We start from the raw sequence: 18063 nt of genomic DNA on the forward strand, positions 1-18063 counted from the left end.
GTGCCCTCTTAGTACGTACGTGCTTTAGGCGCAAATGCTTCGCGGAACTTAGGTTCCAGATTCACTTTACGCTTAAACATAGATTCAGTTTCCGGCGTGTAAACGCTATGGCATAGCCAGTTTTCGTCATCACGATCCGGGAAGTCAAAACGGGCATGAGCACCGCGGCTCTCGGTACGGAAGTTAGCCGCTACCGCAGTTGAAAATGCGGTTTCCATCAGGTTATCCAGCTCTAAACATTCAATACGCTGGGTATTAAAATCTGAGCTCTTATCATCCAGACGGGCAAATTTTAACCGTTCGCGGATTTCTTTTAACTCCGCTAAACCTTCTGCCATAGCTGCACCTTCACGGAATACCGAAAAGTTCAGTTGCATACATTTTTGCAGATCTTTCTTAATTTGCACCGGGTCTTCGCCCTGGCCAGGTTTGGTATCTTCCCAGCGCTGTGTGCGGGCCAAAGCGGCATCCAGATCAGATTGCGATGCAACACGGGCTTCAGAGGTCGCCGCCAACGCTTCGCCTAAGTGCAGGCCGGTTGCACGGCCAAATACCACTAAATCCAGTAATGAGTTGCCGCCTAAACGGTTAGCACCGTGTACCGACACACAAGCGATTTCGCCGCAGGCAAATAAACCCGCTACAATAGTTTCGCCGCCATCGGCAGTAGGTTTAATAACCTGGCCATGTACGTTAGTTGGAATACCACCCATCATGTAGTGGCAGGTTGGAATTACCGGAATAGGCTCTTTTACCGGGTCAACGTGCGCAAAGGTTTTTGACAGCTCACACACACCTGGTAAACGGCTTTCTAATACTTCAGCACCTAAGTGATCCAGCTTAAGTTTAATGTGTACGCCCCATGGGCCGTCACAACCACGGCCTTCACGGATTTCCGTCATCATTGAACGGGCAACCACATCGCGGCCGGCAAGGTCTTTAGCATTTGGCGCATAACGCTCCATAAAACGCTCGCCATCTTTGTTCAGCAGATAACCGCCTTCACCACGACAACCTTCAGTAACCAAAGTACCTGCACCGGCAATACCCGTTGGGTGGAATTGCCACATTTCCATATCCTGCAGCGGTACACCGGCACGTAGTGCCATGCCTACACCGTCACCGGTGTTGATATGAGCATTGGTGGTAGAGGCGTAAATACGCCCTGCACCACCGGTTGCCAGCACGGTAGCACGGGCTTTGAAATAAACTATTTCGCCGGTTTCAATATCAATAGCGGTACAACCTACTACAGCGCCATCCTGGTTTTTCACCAAATCAAGCGCATACCACTCAGAAAATACCTGAGTTTTATTTTTTACGTTTTGCTGATACAGCAAGTGCAGCAAGGCATGGCCGGTACGGTCTGCAGCTGCTGCTGTACGGGCAGCCTGTTCGCCACCAAAATTCTTAGACTGGCCACCAAACGGGCGCTGATACACCCGGCCGTTCTCAAAGCGTGAGAAAGGCAAGCCCATGTTTTCCAGCTCGGTAATCGCTTCCGGGCCGGTTTTACACATATACTCAATAGCGTCCTGATCACCAATATAATCAGAGCCCTTAACGGTATCAAACATGTGCCACTCCCAGTTATCCGGGTGGCTGTTACCCAACGCTACGGTAATACCGCCCTGGGCAGATACCGTATGCGAACGGGTTGGAAACACTTTAGACAATAGTGCGCAGCTCAAACCAGACTGCGTAATTTGCAATGCAGCACGCATACCTGCACCACCGGCGCCAATTACAATGGCGTCAAACTCTCTTACTGGAATATTCACTTAAGCACCCCACAAAACAAACAGGCCAACCGCAACATAAGCGAAAGCCAGCGCATAAAGGAAGAATTGCAATACTGCGCGCAGAGCAGCTGATTTGATGTAATCAGTCAGCACCTGCCACAAACCAATGCGGGTGTGCACGGCAATAGACACTAAAGCTAATAAGGTAAACACTTTTACCAGAGTGTTGGCAAACAAGGCCTGCCAAACATCGAAGGTCACTTCCGGTGTAATAAGGAAGAAACCGAGAATAAATACACTGTACAGCGCCAGCACGATAGCTGTTGCCCGCAGCGATACATAATCCTGTACGCCATCGCGTTTCAGACTTGCCTGGTTTAAAACCATAACCATACTCCTGCTAATACTGCTAATACTACCCACAGCACTATCGTCACTTTTGCGCTTAAGTTGCCGGATTTCAGCTCTTCCCAATGCCCCATGTCCATAATCAGATGGCGAATACCGCCAACCAGATGATAGATAAGAACAGTGATAGTGCCCCAGGCAATGAATTTAGCCAGATGAGACGTCATCAGCGCTTTAACATAATCAAAGCTCTGCTGATCCTGAAGCGAGTAAGCCCAGGCCCAGATAACGAATACCAACGCAAAAAACAATGCCACGCCGGTAACACGGTGCAGAATTGACGCTATGGCAGGTGCCGGAAACGATATGGTAGAGAGGTCGAGATTTACTGGTCTTTGTTTTTTCACAGTGCTTGCCCATCGATGCCCATTATCGAGCTCTTGTTGTCATTGTCGTTGTCATTGCTGTATAAACAGTCAACACCCAAAACCAATACACCTTTTTGCTCAAGCTGGATCAGTCCTGCCAGATCAGCAAAAAGTGCTTGCTGAGTGAACTGTTTAAAAACCGCAATAGTATATATTTCGCGACTCGGTATTACAATTTTTGTTTGGTTTTACTCGAAAAAATCCGTATTTGGAACATTACACATTTTACAGACTAGAGCAATAATACTAGAGTCGAATACTTATTAAGCAGAAACGCATTAAAATTGACTTTAAGGGGTCGTTTGCAGGTAGAATAGCGACCAATTTGCAAAATTCCTTTAACCCGATACTACAACAACAGGAGAAATCCAATGGCAGATAAAAAGGCCGTCGTGCAGGTCGATGGGAAATCGTTCGAGTTGCCAATATACTCTGGCACCGCCGGCACTGACGTAATTGATGTTCGCGCCTTGGGTCAGCATGGCTACTTCACTTTTGACCCGGGTTTTATGTCTACCGGCTCATGTGAATCCAAAATCACCTACATTGATGGCGACGAAGGCGTGCTGTTGCACCGCGGTTATCCTATTGAGCAGTTGGCTGAACACTCAGATTACCTTGAACTGTGCTACCTGTTATTAGAAGGTGAATTACCTCAGGCTGAGCAATATAATCAGTTTAAAAACACTATTACGCGCCACACTATGGTGCATGAAAAAATCGCTTCGTTCTTCCAGGGTTTCCGTGTTGATGCCCACCCAATGGCGATGCTGTGTGGTGTAGTGGGCGCGCTGTCGTCTTTTTACCACTCCGACCTGGACATTAATGACCCTGAGCAGCGTAAACGTAGCGCACACCGCTTAATTGCCAAACTGCCAACCATTTCAGCTATGGCGTATAAGTACACTGTTGGTCAGCCGTTTGTGTACCCACGTAACGATTTGAGCTACTCAGAAAACTTCCTGCACATGATGTTCTCTGTACCAGCCGAAGATTACAAAGTCAGCCCTATCCTGGCTAAAGCCATGGATCGCATTTTTATGTTGCATGCTGACCACGAGCAAAATGCCTCAACCTCTACTGTACGTTTAGCCGGTTCGTCAGGCGCTAACCCTTATGCCTGTATCGCGGCCGGTGTTGCTTCACTGTGGGGCCCGGCGCATGGCGGTGCTAACGAAGCCTGTCTGAAAATGTTACAGCAAATCGGCTCAGTTGATCGCATCCCTGAGTTCGTAGCACGGGCAAAAGATAAAAACGACAGCTTCCGTCTGATGGGCTTTGGCCATCGCGTTTACAAAAACTTTGACCCTCGTGCCAAGGTTATGCGCGATACCTGCCATGAAGTATTAAAAGAGCTGAACGTTAAAGATCCACTGTTAGACGTAGCAATGGAATTAGAGCGTATTGCGCTGTCAGACCCGTACTTTATTGAGAAAAAACTGTACCCGAACGTGGATTTCTACAGTGGCATTATCTTAAAAGCCATTGGCATTCCAACCAGTATGTTCACAGTGATTTTTGCTATGTCACGTACTGTGGGCTGGATTTCGCACTGGGACGAAATGCTGGGCGAAAAAGGCCACAAAATCGGCCGTCCGCGCCAGTTATACACCGGTTACAACACCCGTGATTTTAAGCCGCTGAATAAGCGTTAATCTCACTGGTTTGGCAAAGGCGGCTCCGGCCGCTTTTTTGTTGCCTGAACTTTCGGTGCATTTGCGCCAGGCTAAGAAAACAGGCAAAATCGCACTATCTTAGCCAGTGGACCTCCCTGCCCTTATGCCCGCTTTTGATGTTCAGCAGTTTCGCCAGCAGTTTGCTTTTTTTCAGCAACAACCAGAATGGGTGTATCTGGATAATGCCGCCACTATGCATAAACCTCTGGTGGTCATTGATGCCGTTACGCAGTTTTATCAGCAATATAACAGCAATGTACATCGTGGCGCACATCAGCTAAGCCAGCAGGCTACGATACTTTTTGAGCAGGCGCGCAGCACCGTAGCCAGTTACATTAATGCCCGGCATTTACATGAAGTCATTTTTTGCAGTGGCGCTACGGCTGCACTGAATCAAATTGCTTTTGGCTTAATGCATACGGTACTGCAACCCGGCGACCGCATTTTACTTACGCAGTTGGAGCACCACGCTAATATTGTGCCCTGGCAACTGCATTGTCAGCGCCACGGCGTAATAATAGATGTAGTGCCGTTAACCGCGGATCACCGCATAGACCTCGTGGCCTACGAACAACTGTTAGCACTTGGTCCTAAAGTGGTTAGCTTCAGCCATATTTCCAACGTCCTGGGCCATATTCAGCCAGTAGCGGAAATGGTTAGGCTGGCAAAAGCTGCGGGGGCTTTAACGGTAATAGATGGTGCTCAGGGCATAGTGTATCAGCAGCCTGATATGCAACAGCTGGACTGCGATTTTTATGTTTTTTCCGGCCATAAGCTCTATGGCCCAACCGGCATCGGCGTACTGTATGGGAAAACGGAACAGCTTAAACATTTAACGCCCATTTTTGCCGGCGGTGAAATGATTGACAGTGTCAGCTTTATTAACACTAGCTTTAACAAATTACCTTTCCGGCTGGAAGCTGGTACGCCAAATATTGCGGGCGCTCTCGGCTTGTCTGCCGCCATTGAATGGCTACAAAAATATAACAACGAGCAACTCGTACTTCATAAATCTCTGTTATTAAAAGAATTCTATAACGGCTTAACATTCATAAAAGGCATAGATATTTTATCTTCGTCTGTGCATAATGCCGGTATAGTGGCATTAAATGTTGACAGTGAGCACCCTGCTGACGTAGCTGAGTTACTTAACCAGCAGCAGATAGCAGTCCGGTCGGGGCAGCACTGTGCTATGCCATTATTTAGCTACTTAGCGCGGCCAGGCGCCATAAGGTGTTCCTTTGCCGCTTATAATACGCTGGATGATGTAAACCGGTGTTTGCTCGCATTGGAGCAAACCGTGGAGATTTTAACTGCATGACACTAGAACAACTATTAGCAGACACCAAACCTGTATTGCTGGATATTCAGCAACGCGATTTAGCGGAAATAGAACAAGCCAAAGACTGGCAGGCAAAATACCGGGTGCTGATGCAACTGGGTAAAAAACTGCCCGCTATTCCGGAAAAAATGAAACAACCGGAACTACTGGTAAAAGGTTGTGAGAGCCGGGCCTGGCTGATGCATTATCACGACAAAGCCACAGATAAGCACTACTTTGTACTCGACAGCGAAGCGCGTATTGTAAAAGGCTTAATGGCCATTATGCTGTGCCTGGTTAATGGCATGACAACCGCTGAACTCTGTCAGTTTGATTTATGCCATAAGTTTGACCAGCTAAACTTAAAACCTTATTTAAGTCAGTCACGTGGCAATGGTTTAACGGCAATGGCCAGCCGGATAAAGCAATGCTGCAAATAAGCGTGTTCAGCTAATATTCAGTTTCATTCTATAGACTACTGCGCCTGAATATATCAACTACAGGAAACCTGAACTGGTAAAGTCAGGTTACAGCGGTATGGATAGTTACGCATTGCAACAGCATGTTGAAGAGCTTCTGTCCCGGCAAAAAGCCCGTTCGTTTTCCACCGTGTGGCAAAATCAAAAGCTTTGGATTAAGCAACATGAAGCCAAAAGTGCTATATTTTTGCCCCTATTTACCAGGCTGCTGAAAAAACTGAGCAGTAACCCTCTTTATTACCCATCTGCAGAACCAAAGCAGTGCCTCAAACGTGAAGCCACCCGGCTGACTTTATTGAAGTCAAGGGGCATACGCGTACCTCAGGTGGTATTAAGCCATGACAATTATCTGGTAATGACTGATTTGGGGCCATCCATTAAGTTTTTCCTGACGGACGCCAATATCAGTGTGCTGGAAAAGCAGCATATTCTTATGGCTGCAGCCGCTGCTCTGGCACAGTTACATCAGCAAAACCGCTGGCATGGCCGCCCGGCGCTGCGCGATATCTGTTGGGACGGAGAGCACATTGGCTTTATTGATTTTGAAGAAGATCCGCACCAACATCTGAGCATTGACCAGTGTATGGCACGTGACGTGCTGATTTTTGTGCATGGCCTGTACCGCTATTTACCCGCTAATGATCCGGCTATTCTGTTAACCATAAGCGAATATCAACGGCTGGCACCGGGCCGCGTCTGGCGGGAAGCCTTACAGATTGCAGAGAAAATGTGGCTGGCCTACCCCTGTCTGTTAACATTACGGACAGTGTTGGGTAAAGATGGCCGGCAGGCTTTTCTGGCACTGAGACAATTACGCCGCTTCAACAACCCGCGCCGCTCACCTTTATCAATAATCCTACTGTCTGTCGTTATGGCGTTTGTGCTTGCCGATCAGTTTGACTAATACCTTTGATACCGCAGCCAGTCCAAAGCTGGCTGTTACCACGGTAACGGCGCCAAAACCACCGCTGCAATCCAACCGCATACTACTTACCTCACCGTCTGCGCTCACCTGAGGCGTTTTTTGCTGACAAACACTGCCGTCCGGTTGCGGATATACCAGTTGCTCGGTGGAATAGACACACTCAATACCAAAACGGCGTTTGGGGTTACGGCTGTAGTTGTAATCACGCCGCAAACTATTGCGTACTTTGGCCAACAGCGGGTCGTTAATGGTCTGACTTAGATCAGCAATCCGGATTTGTGTCGGATCTGTTTGCCCGCCTGCTCCACCTGTGCTTATTATATTGATTTTATTACGTTTACAATGTGCCAGCAACGCAACTTTGGCTTTAATTGAATCAATCGCATCAACCACATAATCCATATCATTACGGATAAGTTCACGCAGGTTTTCGGTCGTCACAAAATCTTCTATCTGATGCACAATACATTGCGGGTTAATAGCCTTAATACGCTGCGCCATCACCGCCACTTTGTCCTGGCCCACCGTATCGCTCAGGGCATGTAGTTGGCGGTTAATATTGCTGATACAGACATCGTCCAGATCAATCAGGGTAATTTCACCTATGCCGGAACGTGCCAGCGCTTCAGCAGCCCAACTGCCCACACCGCCAATACCCACAACACAAACATGCGAGTTGCGAAAAGTCTCCAGCGCGGCCACACCATATAACCGGGCAATACCGGCAAAACGTAATTGATAATCGGACATCGTTATTCGTTAACCTGCTGAGGTAAAATGTAATTTGGCCAGTTCAGTTGCCAGGGCTGTGCCCAGTTTGACAATGCCCCGCTTTGGCCAAGTTGCTGATATAAAGCGCCTTCTGTTGGCGCCTGTACGTACTGATATTCGGTATTATGCAAACAAAAGCGCAGCGCATAGGCATGCAGGTACACCCGGTCTGCCACAGCGCCCTGGTACAATGCATCGCCGGCAATAGCCGCACCAACACTTTTCAGCGCAACCCTGATTTGATGCGTTTTACCGCTGTAGGGCTTCACCAGAAATGCCCGAAACGGCAGGTTTTCAAAACCCTGACTAATAAAATAGGTTACTGCGGGGTTTTGCTGGCTGTTAAGCAATTTCCAGGCGCCACGCCGTGCTGATGTCATATCACCTTTTACCCAGCCCTGCTTTTTTACCGGTTTGGCCAGGCTTAGCGCCAGATAGTATTTCTCTACCTGGTGTGTGCTAAACAGCTGTGTTAACTGTGCCGCTATGTCACTGCTGCGGGCCAGTACAATTAAGCCGGAGGTCACTTTATCCAGCCGGTGTACCGGGTACAATTTATAACCCAGTTGCTGCTGCGCTAAAACCACTAGCCCCGGGCCATCGTCTGAATGAAAACTAATACCGGCCGCTTTATTCAGCAGCACGAAATCTGATGTTTCAGCTATCAGTGTAAATGCCGGGGTCATTAGTTAAAGCTGGCAGCATAAGCACGGGCATGCTCCAGATCAGCAGGCGTATCCACACCCACTGCCGGTGTTTGCAGCGCGGTATCAACATGAATTGATTCGCCATGCCATAGCACCCGCAGTTGCTCCAGGCTTTCAATCTGTTCCAGCGCAGAAGCAGGCCAGTCGATGTAGCGCTGAATAAACGCCGCCCGATAAGCATAAATACCAATATGACGGCGATAATGGCTGGCTAATTCAGCCTGAAAAGTACCATCGCGGTCAAACGGAATAACACTGCGGCTAAAATACAGGGCATAGCCGTGTTTATCACTGACCACCTTGACGATATTCGGGTTGGCAATTTCAGCCGCATCCATCAGTGGTACCGCTAATGTTGCCATCTGTGCTTTTTGCTGCGCGGCCAGATTTTGCGCAACCTGGCGAATAATAAACGGCGGAATAAACGGCTCATCGCCCTGCACATTTACCACTACGGTGTCCGCAGCAAGCTGTAACTTACTAACCACTTCAGCCAGACGTTCAGTGCCAGACTGATGATCTGCACGAGTCATACAAACTTCGCCACCAAAGCGTTCTACCTCAGCAGCTACCCGGTTGTCATCGGTTGCAACAACAACACGCTGGGCACCACTTTGCAGCGCCTGCTGGTAAACCCGCTCTATCATCGTTTTACCGGCGATATCAGCCAGCGGCTTGCCCGGCAAACGACTGCTGGCATAACGCGCCGGAATAACCACTATGAACGCCATTTTTCAGCCTCTTCCAGTGTCAGCTCTCGGGCTTCATCGGCCAGCAATACCGGAATATTATCACGCACCGGATAAGCCAAACGGTCAAAGGTACATATCAGTTGCTGTGATGCCTGATCATATTTTAGTTTGCCTTTACATAACGGACAGGCCAGAATCTCGGTTAATGCGACTTTAAGTGCCATAACTGCTCCGCAAATTAGTCAAAATGGTATCTAGTTTTTGTTGTAGTGAGCTATCCAGCACCGCATCTACTCCAAGGCTGAACCAGTCAGCACGGGCAAAAGCGCGGCATTTCACTGCATCTTTCTCTGTCATCAGCACCGGGCCGTTAATTTCAGCAAAATCAGCAGCGCTGAACTTATGATGATCAGCAAAATAGTGCCGTGCGATTACGGTAAAACCGGCTGCCAGCGCCGTACGTTCAAAGCGCTGCGGGTTACCAATCCCGGCTACCAGGGTCACCGGGCAGGGAGTTAACGTTGCTTCGCTACACAGCGCCTTTGCCGTTGCCGCCTTTAGCTGCATTACGCCGTCTGCCTGATCGTAGGGCTGGCTGTTTGCCACAACCAAATCAACCTGCTTTAAACGCCAGGGGCCCTCACGCAACGGACCAGCCGGCAACAACTGGCCATTACCCAAGCCACGGCTGCCGTCAATCAGCACAATTTCCACATCACGGGCCAGACGATAATGCTGTAGACCATCATCGCTGACAATAATATTGCAGCTGGTTTGCTGCAGCAAAAAGCGCACAGCCGCTACGCGATCCGGGCATACCACTACCGGGCAGCCACTACGCTGTGCCAGCAGTAACGGCTCATCGCCGACCCCGGCTGACGTTGCCACTTCAGGCCTCACCAGTATAGGGGCTTTAATATCAGCGCCATAGCCCCGGCTGACAATGCCCGGCTTCCAGCCGTGTTTACGCAGCGTATCGCATAGCAATAGTGTAAAAGGCGTTTTCCCGGTTCCGCCAACACTAATATTGCCTACCACAATAACCGGTGCCTTTACTTTTAGCTGTGGCTTTATGCCTGAGCGAAACAGCATACGGCGTAGTGCAGTGATAACGCCATACAACCAGGCTAGTGGCAATAACAACCAGTAAGCTTTATGGCCCTGATACCAAAGCCGCGTAGTAAAACTCACTGCTGCTCGCCAAACTGCAGCTTATACAGCTGCGCATAAGCGCCGTTTTGTGCCAGCAAAGTATGATGATCGCCCTGCTCTACAATACGCCCCTGGTCCATAACAATAATGACATCAGCGTTTTCAATGGTGGATAACCGGTGTGCAATAACAATGCTGGTACGGCCTTTTAACAGCTCATTAAGTGCCGACTGAATTTTACGCTCAGATTCTGTATCCAGCGCTGAGGTAGCTTCATCCAGAATTAAAATCGGCGCCTGGCGCAACAATGCCCTGGCGATGGCAATACGCTGACGTTGTCCGCCGGATAAACTGACGCCGTTTTCGCCGACGATGGTATTAAGGCCGTCGGGTAACTTAGCAGCAAACTCCAACACATGGGCTTTTTCGGCAACATCTAGTAAGTGAGCCTCACTAACCGGTTGCGTCATGCCGTAACAAATATTATTGGCAATGCTTTCATTAAACAGTGTCACGTGCTGGGATACTACCGCAATCTGGGCCCGTAACGACGCCAGTTTATACTGCCGGATATCCTGGCCATCAAGCAGGATTTGCCCATGCTCAGCCTGATAAAAACGTGGCAATAAACTGGAAATAGTCGTTTTACCACTGCCGGAACGCCCCACCAATGCAACCGTTTGCCCCGGATGAACCACAAAGCTGATATTGTCTAATACTTGTTGCTGATGGCCTGGATACTGAAAACTTACCTGCTCAAAGCGGATTTCACCCTTAACCTGTGTCAGTTCCAGCGTGCCGCTATCCTGCTCAGGAAGCTGGTCCAGTATACCGAATACACTGGCGGCAGCTGCAATACCGCGCTGAAAGTCGCTGTTCACTGTGGTCAGTTGTTTTAGTGGTTTAAGTAATACCACCATAGAGGTGACAATTGCAGAAAAACTGCCGGCACTCAATTGGCTGAGCATCTCGGGAGAGCTCGACATATAAATGACAAAAGCCAGCGCAAAAGAAGCAATCAACTGGATAATACCCGAACTTATAGCCTGGGCCGAGTCCATCTTAATACCCTGAGTCCGGGTATTATTATTAATGTCCGCAAAACGTTTGTCTTCCAGCGCCTGCCCGCCAAAAGACAAAATAACCTTATGACCATTAAGCATTTGCTCTGATGATGTGGTTACGCCGCCCATTGCATGCTGAATATGTTTACTTAACTGACGAAAACGTTTTGAGACAAAACGGACGATGACAGCGATCAGAGGGGCAACCAGAAAGAAAATCAATGATAACTGCCAGCTGTGGTAAAACATGACGGCGATAAGACCAATGATAAAAGCGCCTTCACGCACCAGTACGATCAAGGCTTTAGTCAGAGACTGTTTAACCTGTTCTGCATCGTAAGTGATTTTCGAAATCAGCTCACCGGTAGAATGCTGATCATGAAAACTAACCGGTAACCGCATGATATGGCTGAATAAATGTTGGCGGATATCTTTCACGATATGCCCACCTACCCAACTGATACAGTAAGTGGCAATAAAATGACAGATACCACGCAGAATAAACATCAGGATCACCACTAAAGGCGCGTATTTAAGAAACTCAGTGTCTTTATCCTGAATACCATGATCAATAAACGGCTGGATCAACGAAATAAAAGTAGCATCAACCAGAGCATAACCAATCATGCCCAGTATCGCTGCGATAAATCCGGCCCGGTAAGGTTTGGCGTAGCGCAATAAACGCTTATAAATAACGACGGGATCTGTAATATTTTCTACCAAAATAAAGCCCTGCTTCATAAATCAGCCGCTATTCTAGCGTGTTGTTAATAAGGTTTCAGCATTTCCCACCGGCTTTTGCAGCCAAAAGGGTATTCTTTGCGTCCGGTATTCGTGAACATGCAGCGCCTGCTCACTGATATCCAGCCTTATAGCTCCGCTATGCGCGGTGTTATGCAGCGCAATGCCCAGCATCTGCAGCCGTTGTTGCACAGCAACAGCCGGATGCTGATGGCGGTTATACAAACTGGCACTGTTCAATGCCAGTTGCGGCGCTAACCGGTGTAAAAAAGTAAAATGGCTGGAGCTGTTACTGCCATGATGAGACAACAGCAGCACGTTAGTGCTTAACTGCGGATAACGCGCAATAAGCTGCTGCTCAACCCTGGCGCCAATATCGCCAGGCAACAAAATCTGCCAGCCATGCAGCTGAATTAGCAGCACACAAGAGCTGTCATTCTTATTGCCAAAATCGCTGCCGGTATCCAGCATTTGCAGCCGCGCAGCTAAATATTGCTGCGGTATAGTACTGCAGGGCTGCGCCTTGTCTATGTGACTAATATCAGTGTATATCTGCACCTGCGGATAAAACGTTGTCAGCAACTGCCAGTCACCGGTATGGTCACTGTCGTCATGGCTTAAAATTAAATAGTCCAGTTGACGTACACCACGCTGGCGCAAATAAGGTAATACCTGCGATGCGGTAGCACTATGCTGGCCATAACGCGGCCCGGCATCGTACAACAGGCCGCGCTGGCCATGCTGCAGTAACACCGACAGCCCCTGCCCGACATCAATCAGATGCAACTGCCACTGCACCGGCCGGGTAAATGCCAGCACTAACGGCAGCATCAGCACAACGCCAAGGTAAAGAAATATGCGCTGGTATGACACCAAAAACAGCAAACAGACAAGCAACAGGCTGCCAATCAGTAACCAGTGCTGATCAGGCAAGGCCCACCAGCTGTTGCTTTGCACAGCAGCCCAGTTTAGCCACCACAACAACGGTTGAAACACCATATCAGTTAACTGCCACAGCACACTGCTACCGGGTAGCTGAACCAATTCAGCCACCAGGCTGCTAAACAGCAACGGAATGGCCAGCAAGCTGCACCAGGGCACCCATAGCACATTTGACACCCACGCCAGCACCGAACTGCCATCAAATAGCAGCAAGCTGAGTAATGACATCAGTAACGTCAGACAAAAGTGAAAACGCAAAAACAAGTAGAACTTACTGCGCCAGTGCCTGCTGTCGCGCGGTTGCAGCCACAACACAGTAAAAATAACCGCCACGGCCAGTACCGATAGCCAGAAGCTTTTGCTTAGCACAAAAAAGGGCTGGGCCAGCAACAGCACTGCCGTAAGCAATAACCAATAATGGCTGTAGCTCAGCCGCCGGTATTGCAGCCAGGCCAACACCATCAGTAGTAAAGCAAATGCCGCTCTGATGGTTGGAATAGCAAAACCGGCCAGCCAGGCATACGTAAAAGCCGCCAGCAAAGCCCCGGTTAACGCCATGCCCTGACGCCAGGCTAAGTAGCGCAGCGGCCAGGGTATAACACGCAATAAAAAAAAGCTCCAGCCAAATACCAGGCCAATATGCAAACCGGAAATAGCCAGTAAATGCGCTAAACCAGACTGCTGCAACCCCTGCCATAACGCCGGTGAAAACTGGCGCTGCCCCACTGCCAGTGCCAGTAACAGCGGCGCACTGTCTAATTTTGCTGTTGCCTGTTGCAACTGCACTATCAGTCGCTGGCGCATTGTCACCTTATGCGGCAATAATTGCGCGTCAGGCCCGCTAAGCACAGAGCCCTGGGCTAAGACACCTTGCAATAAAGCCTGCGCCTCACGGTTGACACTAGCCGGGTTAGCACTACCGGCTACCGGCCTTAGCCGCGCATACAGCCGCCAGCGCTGGCCTTCTTGTAATAGCACCGGAGGTTGTGACCAGTTCAACTGGATCTGATACCCTGTAGCGGTACTGTTTTCCAGTTGCAAGGTAAATTGGCTATACTCAGCGTACTGTTTTGGTATACCAACAATAGTACCTTGCAGCGGTTCGCTGTAGTTCAACAGTTGCTGCTGCTCGCTTTCATAGGTAGCAAACTGGGTTACCCAACAACAAATAAAGGCGGCCAGCCCGGCACAAAACTGCTGACGTACCGCACATAACAGTATAGTTAGCGGCAGCAGCAAAAATACTGTGAAAAAAGGTGGCACTATTGGCAAAAATAACGACAATAGGCTGCCTGCAAGCACACCGATACAAAAAGATTTCATGTTTGTTTTTTGTGAATAGGTTGTAATGCCAAAGAACTTTATTAAGAAATATCTACCATCGCCAGAAAAAATCAAGCAGCAGAAGCTGCTAAAAATATTTGGCTCGCTGTTACATGATGGTAATTTGTGGCACCTGAACCGACGATCGGCCCGCGGCGCTTTTGCGGTGGGATTGTTTTTTGCCTGGATGCCTATTCCGTTTCAAATGGTAGCATCGGCTGCGGTAGCAATACCGATGCGGGTTAACTTACCGATATCAGTAGCGCTGGTATGGTTAACCAACCCGATAACTATGCCGGTTTTGTTTTATATCAGTTATCTGGTGGGCTCAGTGGTGCTAAGAACACCGCTGGAGCCTTTTGCCTTTGAAGCCAGCTGGGATTGGCTGGTGCATAGTATTCACACTATAGGTAAACCTTTTCTGGCCGGCTGTTTGCTGATGGGAATTTGCTCGGCCATTATTGGCTATTTTGTTATCGACTGGCTGTGGCGTTTATCAGTAAGAAAAGCCCAGCTTGGCAAAAAATTAAAGCGGAAACACCAACCGCCGCTTTAACGTTATTAACGCTGGCCAAGCACCCGTGCAGGTTGCACCTTACTGGCCCGCCACGCCGGATAAAGCGTTGCCAGCAAGCTCATGATTATCGCCACACCAAAGGTCAGCAATACATCCTGCCACTGTAATAAAGACGGTACAAAGTTAATAAAATAGATGCTCGGGTCAAGCAACGACTTACCCAGCATGTTCGTTACAAAAGCAAATACCGGCTCAATATAACTGGCCAGTAATACACCAACAACTAAGCCAGCCACAGCACCAATTAAGCCATTAAGCCAGCCCAACCACATAAAGGTACGTATAATTACCGCAGGCGAAATCCCCATAGTAAGCAAAATGGCAATATCGCCTTCTTTTTCCCGCACGGCCATCACCAGTGTGGCAACAATATTAAAACTGGCTACAGCAATCACCAGTGCCAGTACCAGATATAAAATACTGCGTACCATCTGGATATCCTGATAAACATGGCCCTGGCTGCGAAACCAGTCCAGCAGATAAACATAGTCTTCCGATACCCGGCCCAGCTCGCGTGCCATTTGCGGTGCCTGAAAAATATCGTCCAGCCTAAATGCGAAGCCCTGCACAGTATCTGGTTCAAAAGCCAGTAAGTTAGCCAGCGTGGTAATATCAAGCCAGACATGGCTGTAATCAAGCTGGCCGCCCACGGCAACTATGGCGCTAACTGTCAGGCTGGCGGTACTGTGGCTGGCCAGGCGGCCATCTTCGGTTAAGCGGGGTAATAACAACTGTACCTGCCCGCCTACTTTGACGTTCAGCGCATCGGCAATACCCTGCCCCAGTACAATATCGCTCTGTTGCAGGGTATCAAGCTGGCCAGCACTGATATAACCGGCAAAATCGCTGATGCGCCGCTCTGAGGTAATATCAATACCACGCACTTCTGCGGCTTTTACTTCTGCGCCAGCCCTTAACATACCGTTACTTTTAATATAAGGCGCTACCGCTTCAACACCGGCCACCTCAGCAAATAGCTGTTGCTTACGCCGCCAATCGTGCAAATTCTGCTGTACGGCTTCAAGTTCAACATGCGGGATCACCGATAACAAGCGCTGTTTCAATGCTAGTTCAAAGCCATTCATTACTGACAACGCCAGGATCAGAATAGCTACACCCAGCGCGATACCCAAAGTAGAGCTGGCAGAAATAAAGCGGATAAAACCACTGCTATGGCGGGTAGAACGGTAACGCCGGGCCAACTGCCAGGCCAGGCTAGCCATGGGCAAGCTCCAGACGGCCATCACGCATAGATACATGACGGTCTAACCGTGCCGCCAGTGCCAAATCATGGGTTACTACAATAAAACTGGTACCAAGCTCCCGGTTTAATGTGCGCAGTAACTGATAAATACTCTCGGCAGTGTGCTGATCCAGATTGCCGGTCGGCTCATCAGCCAATACTAATGCCGGCTCGCCTACCAACGCCCGGGCAATAGCAACGCGCTGGCGCTCGCCACCACTGAGTTCTGCCGGTTTATGGTGGCTACGATGTGCCAGCGCTACACGCTCAAGCATTACGCTGGCGCGCTGCTTAGCGGCGGTGGCCGATAAACCACGGATAAGCAGCGGCATAGCAACGTTTTCTAAGGCGGTAAAATCCATCAGCAAATGATGAAACTGGTAAATAAACCCCAGCTGGCCATTACGCAAAGCGGCTTTTTGCTGCGATGTCATCCGGGCAACATCCTGGCCCAATACGTTTAAACTGCCACTGTCGGCCTGGTCCAGCGTGCCTAAAATATGCAGTAAAGTACTTTTACCCGAGCCCGAGCTACCAACAATAGCCAGCATGTCGGCGTGTTTAATGGTTAAATCTATGCCGTGCAGTACTTCTGTAACCTGCTGGCCGTCCCGGTAACTTTTGCACAGTTGTGTTGCCGTTAATACATTACTCATCGCGTAAAATGTCCGCCGGATTTATTGCCACAGCACGTTTTGCCGGATACCACACGGCCATCAGCGTTAAAGCCAGCGCACTTAGCAAAATTAATAAAATTTGTTCTAGCTGAATATCTACCGGCAGCTCGACTCCCGGCGCCACTGACAAACCAAACAGGTGTAATAAGGGGTTTAACTGCCAGCATAACAACACCCCGGCTACAGCACCGCTTACCGCTCCGGTCAGGCCGTTACTGATCCCCTGCACGGCAAATACGGTAAACAGCTGTCTGTCTGTCATGCCCAGCGTTTTTAAAATAGCAATTTCAGCTTGTTTGTCGGTTACCATCATTACCAGAGCCGAGACAATATTAAATGCCGCTACCGCAACAATCAGCAATAACATCAGCCACATCATGGCTTTCTCCATCGCCACGGCAGCAAATAATTTGCCATGGCTTTGCCGCCAGTCCTGTACTTTTAAACCGGTTTCAGCCGCCAGTTTTGTGCCCATTGCCGGTGCGCTAAACGGCTCTTTCAGCGTAACCCGCCATTGCTGCTCTTTTCCGCCGGCATTTAACAGCCTGGTTAAATCATCCAGTGCGGTTACAGCAATCAGTTTATCGACATCAGAGCCGGTTTCCAGAATGCCAGTTACGGTAAACAAGCGCTGGCGCGGTACCCAGCCCATAGGGGTATAGCTGCCAGCCTGAGGCAACATAAAGCGTACCGGGTCACCTACCGATACTTCCAATTGCTCAGCCAGAGCACGCCCCAGCACCACACTGTAGCGCTGCGAGGCAAAATCCTGCCAGTTACCAACCAACAGCGCCTGCTGCATAAAAGCCGGCAGTGCATCTGTCGTTACTCCTTGCAATAGCACAGCCGTTAACTGCCGTGGCGACTGCACCAGCGCCTCAGCCTGTAAAAACGGGTTAATCTGCAACACTGCGGCATCTGTCAGCAAAGGTTGCTGCCAATGTTGTGGGCTATTGGCGGGTGTCGTTACGACCAAATGCGGGATCACACCGAGAATACGCTTTTTCAGCTCGCCCTCAAAACCGTTCATTACTGAGCTGACAATAGTTAACGCCATGACACCCAGAAAGATCCCGGCCACGGAAAACAATGTAATGAAGGAGATAAAGGCATTACCCTTTCGGCTTTGGCTATAGCGTAAGCCGATTAATAAACTGACTGGCAACGGCATCCTAATATTCAGGACAAGACCTGCGTTAGATGGTAAAGTGGCGTCGATCATAGAGATTATTGCCTGTCGTGACAAGCAGCTTGC

At 49.2% G+C, this 18063-nt stretch carries 18 protein-coding genes; 5 read left to right on the forward strand and 13 right to left on the reverse strand.

All coding sequences use genetic code 11. The annotated features are described in order from the left end of the window. Window positions 1-8 precede the first annotated feature (8 nt). Genes sdhA through sdhC form a run of 3 tightly spaced genes read right to left on the reverse strand, consistent with a single transcriptional unit; the run spans window position 9 to window position 2497 of the window. A complete protein-coding gene (sdhA, locus tag J3B89_RS18640) occupies window positions 9-1781 on the reverse strand; it encodes a succinate dehydrogenase flavoprotein subunit (protein WP_215399147.1) in 1773 nt (590 codons plus the stop codon). Continuing rightward, the gene (sdhD, locus tag J3B89_RS18645; protein ID WP_215399148.1) at window positions 1782-2129 is read right to left on the reverse strand and encodes a succinate dehydrogenase, hydrophobic membrane anchor protein; all 348 of its coding nucleotides are present in this window, start codon (window positions 2127-2129) and stop codon (window positions 1782-1784) included. Then, the gene (gene sdhC, locus J3B89_RS18650) at window positions 2120-2497 is read right to left on the reverse strand and encodes a succinate dehydrogenase, cytochrome b556 subunit (RefSeq protein WP_082694707.1); all 378 of its coding nucleotides are present in this window, start codon (window positions 2495-2497) and stop codon (window positions 2120-2122) included. The genes sdhD and sdhC overlap by 10 nt, the downstream gene beginning before the upstream one ends. 392 nt (window positions 2498-2889) lie before the next feature. Between sdhC and J3B89_RS18655 the strand changes: the two genes are divergently transcribed. The 4 genes from J3B89_RS18655 to J3B89_RS18670 all read left to right on the forward strand — a co-directional run bounded on the left by J3B89_RS18655 (window position 2890) and on the right by J3B89_RS18670 (window position 6898). Beyond that, complete coding sequence (locus J3B89_RS18655) at window positions 2890-4173, forward strand: citrate synthase (protein ID WP_215399149.1); 1284 nt, start codon at window positions 2890-2892, stop codon at window positions 4171-4173. 124 nt (window positions 4174-4297) lie between these two features. Continuing rightward, a complete protein-coding gene (locus J3B89_RS18660) occupies window positions 4298-5515 on the forward strand; it encodes an aminotransferase class V-fold PLP-dependent enzyme (protein WP_215399150.1) in 1218 nt (405 codons plus the stop codon). Beyond that, on the forward strand, window positions 5512-5955 hold the full coding sequence (locus J3B89_RS18665; RefSeq protein WP_215399151.1) for a SufE family protein: 444 nt from the start codon (window positions 5512-5514) through the stop codon (window positions 5953-5955). Before J3B89_RS18660 ends, J3B89_RS18665 begins: the two co-directional genes overlap by 4 nt. Before the next feature lie 97 nt (window positions 5956-6052). Beyond that, entirely contained in the window at window positions 6053-6898 is an 846-nt protein-coding gene (locus J3B89_RS18670) for a BUD32 family EKC/KEOPS complex subunit (RefSeq protein WP_215399152.1), read from the forward strand. Here the strand turns inward: J3B89_RS18670 and tcdA are convergent. Genes tcdA through J3B89_RS18705 form a run of 7 tightly spaced genes read right to left on the reverse strand, consistent with a single transcriptional unit; the run spans window position 6851 to window position 14272 of the window. Further along, a complete protein-coding gene (gene tcdA / locus J3B89_RS18675; RefSeq protein ID WP_215399153.1) occupies window positions 6851-7669 on the reverse strand; it encodes a tRNA cyclic N6-threonylcarbamoyladenosine(37) synthase TcdA in 819 nt (272 codons plus the stop codon). The genes J3B89_RS18670 and tcdA overlap by 48 nt on opposite strands. 2 nt (window positions 7670-7671) lie before the next feature. Next, window positions 7672-8376: a TIGR01621 family pseudouridine synthase gene (locus J3B89_RS18680; protein WP_215399154.1), complete on the reverse strand. Its 705-nt coding sequence runs from the start codon at window positions 8374-8376 to the stop codon at window positions 7672-7674. After that, on the reverse strand, window positions 8376-9128 hold the full coding sequence (gene kdsB, locus J3B89_RS18685) for a 3-deoxy-manno-octulosonate cytidylyltransferase (RefSeq protein WP_215399155.1): 753 nt from the start codon (window positions 9126-9128) through the stop codon (window positions 8376-8378). The genes J3B89_RS18680 and kdsB overlap by 1 nt, the downstream gene beginning before the upstream one ends. After that, window positions 9116-9313 (reverse strand): Trm112 family protein, encoded by a 198-nt coding sequence (locus tag J3B89_RS18690; protein ID WP_215399156.1) that lies wholly within the window; start codon window positions 9311-9313, stop codon window positions 9116-9118. The genes kdsB and J3B89_RS18690 overlap by 13 nt, the downstream gene beginning before the upstream one ends. Continuing rightward, the gene (gene lpxK / locus J3B89_RS18695) at window positions 9303-10280 is read right to left on the reverse strand and encodes a tetraacyldisaccharide 4'-kinase (protein ID WP_215399157.1); all 978 of its coding nucleotides are present in this window, start codon (window positions 10278-10280) and stop codon (window positions 9303-9305) included. The genes J3B89_RS18690 and lpxK overlap by 11 nt, the downstream gene beginning before the upstream one ends. Further along, window positions 10277-12046: a lipid A export permease/ATP-binding protein MsbA gene (gene msbA, locus J3B89_RS18700; RefSeq protein ID WP_251372559.1), complete on the reverse strand. Its 1770-nt coding sequence runs from the start codon at window positions 12044-12046 to the stop codon at window positions 10277-10279. The genes lpxK and msbA overlap by 4 nt, the downstream gene beginning before the upstream one ends. Before the next feature lie 15 nt (window positions 12047-12061). Beyond that, the gene (locus J3B89_RS18705) at window positions 12062-14272 is read right to left on the reverse strand and encodes a DNA internalization-related competence protein ComEC/Rec2 (RefSeq protein ID WP_215399158.1); all 2211 of its coding nucleotides are present in this window, start codon (window positions 14270-14272) and stop codon (window positions 12062-12064) included. 64 nt (window positions 14273-14336) lie between these two features. On the opposite strand from J3B89_RS18705, the gene J3B89_RS18710 reads away from it, so the two are divergent. Then, entirely contained in the window at window positions 14337-14867 is a 531-nt protein-coding gene (locus tag J3B89_RS18710; protein ID WP_215399159.1) for a DUF2062 domain-containing protein, read from the forward strand. Window positions 14868-14872: 5 nt separating this feature from the next. Here J3B89_RS18710 and J3B89_RS18715 read toward each other — a convergent pair whose 3' ends face one another. From J3B89_RS18715 to J3B89_RS18725, 3 genes are read right to left on the reverse strand one after another with little or no spacing between them, the layout of a single operon-like run. Further along, a complete protein-coding gene (locus J3B89_RS18715) occupies window positions 14873-16111 on the reverse strand; it encodes a lipoprotein-releasing ABC transporter permease subunit (protein WP_215399160.1) in 1239 nt (412 codons plus the stop codon). Further along, window positions 16104-16787 carry a lipoprotein-releasing ABC transporter ATP-binding protein LolD gene (gene lolD, locus J3B89_RS18720; RefSeq protein ID WP_215399161.1) on the reverse strand — a complete coding sequence of 228 codons (684 nt, stop codon included), beginning with the start codon at window positions 16785-16787 and terminating at the stop codon, window positions 16104-16106. Before lolD ends, J3B89_RS18715 begins: the two co-directional genes overlap by 8 nt. Next, a complete protein-coding gene (locus J3B89_RS18725; protein ID WP_251372560.1) occupies window positions 16780-18030 on the reverse strand; it encodes a lipoprotein-releasing ABC transporter permease subunit in 1251 nt (416 codons plus the stop codon). Before J3B89_RS18725 ends, lolD begins: the two co-directional genes overlap by 8 nt. Window positions 18031-18063: the final 33 nt, after the last annotated feature.

The sequence above is a fragment of the Rheinheimera oceanensis genome, assembly GCF_018831085.1.
Taxonomy (GTDB): Bacteria; Pseudomonadota; Gammaproteobacteria; order Enterobacterales; family Alteromonadaceae; genus Alishewanella; species Alishewanella oceanensis.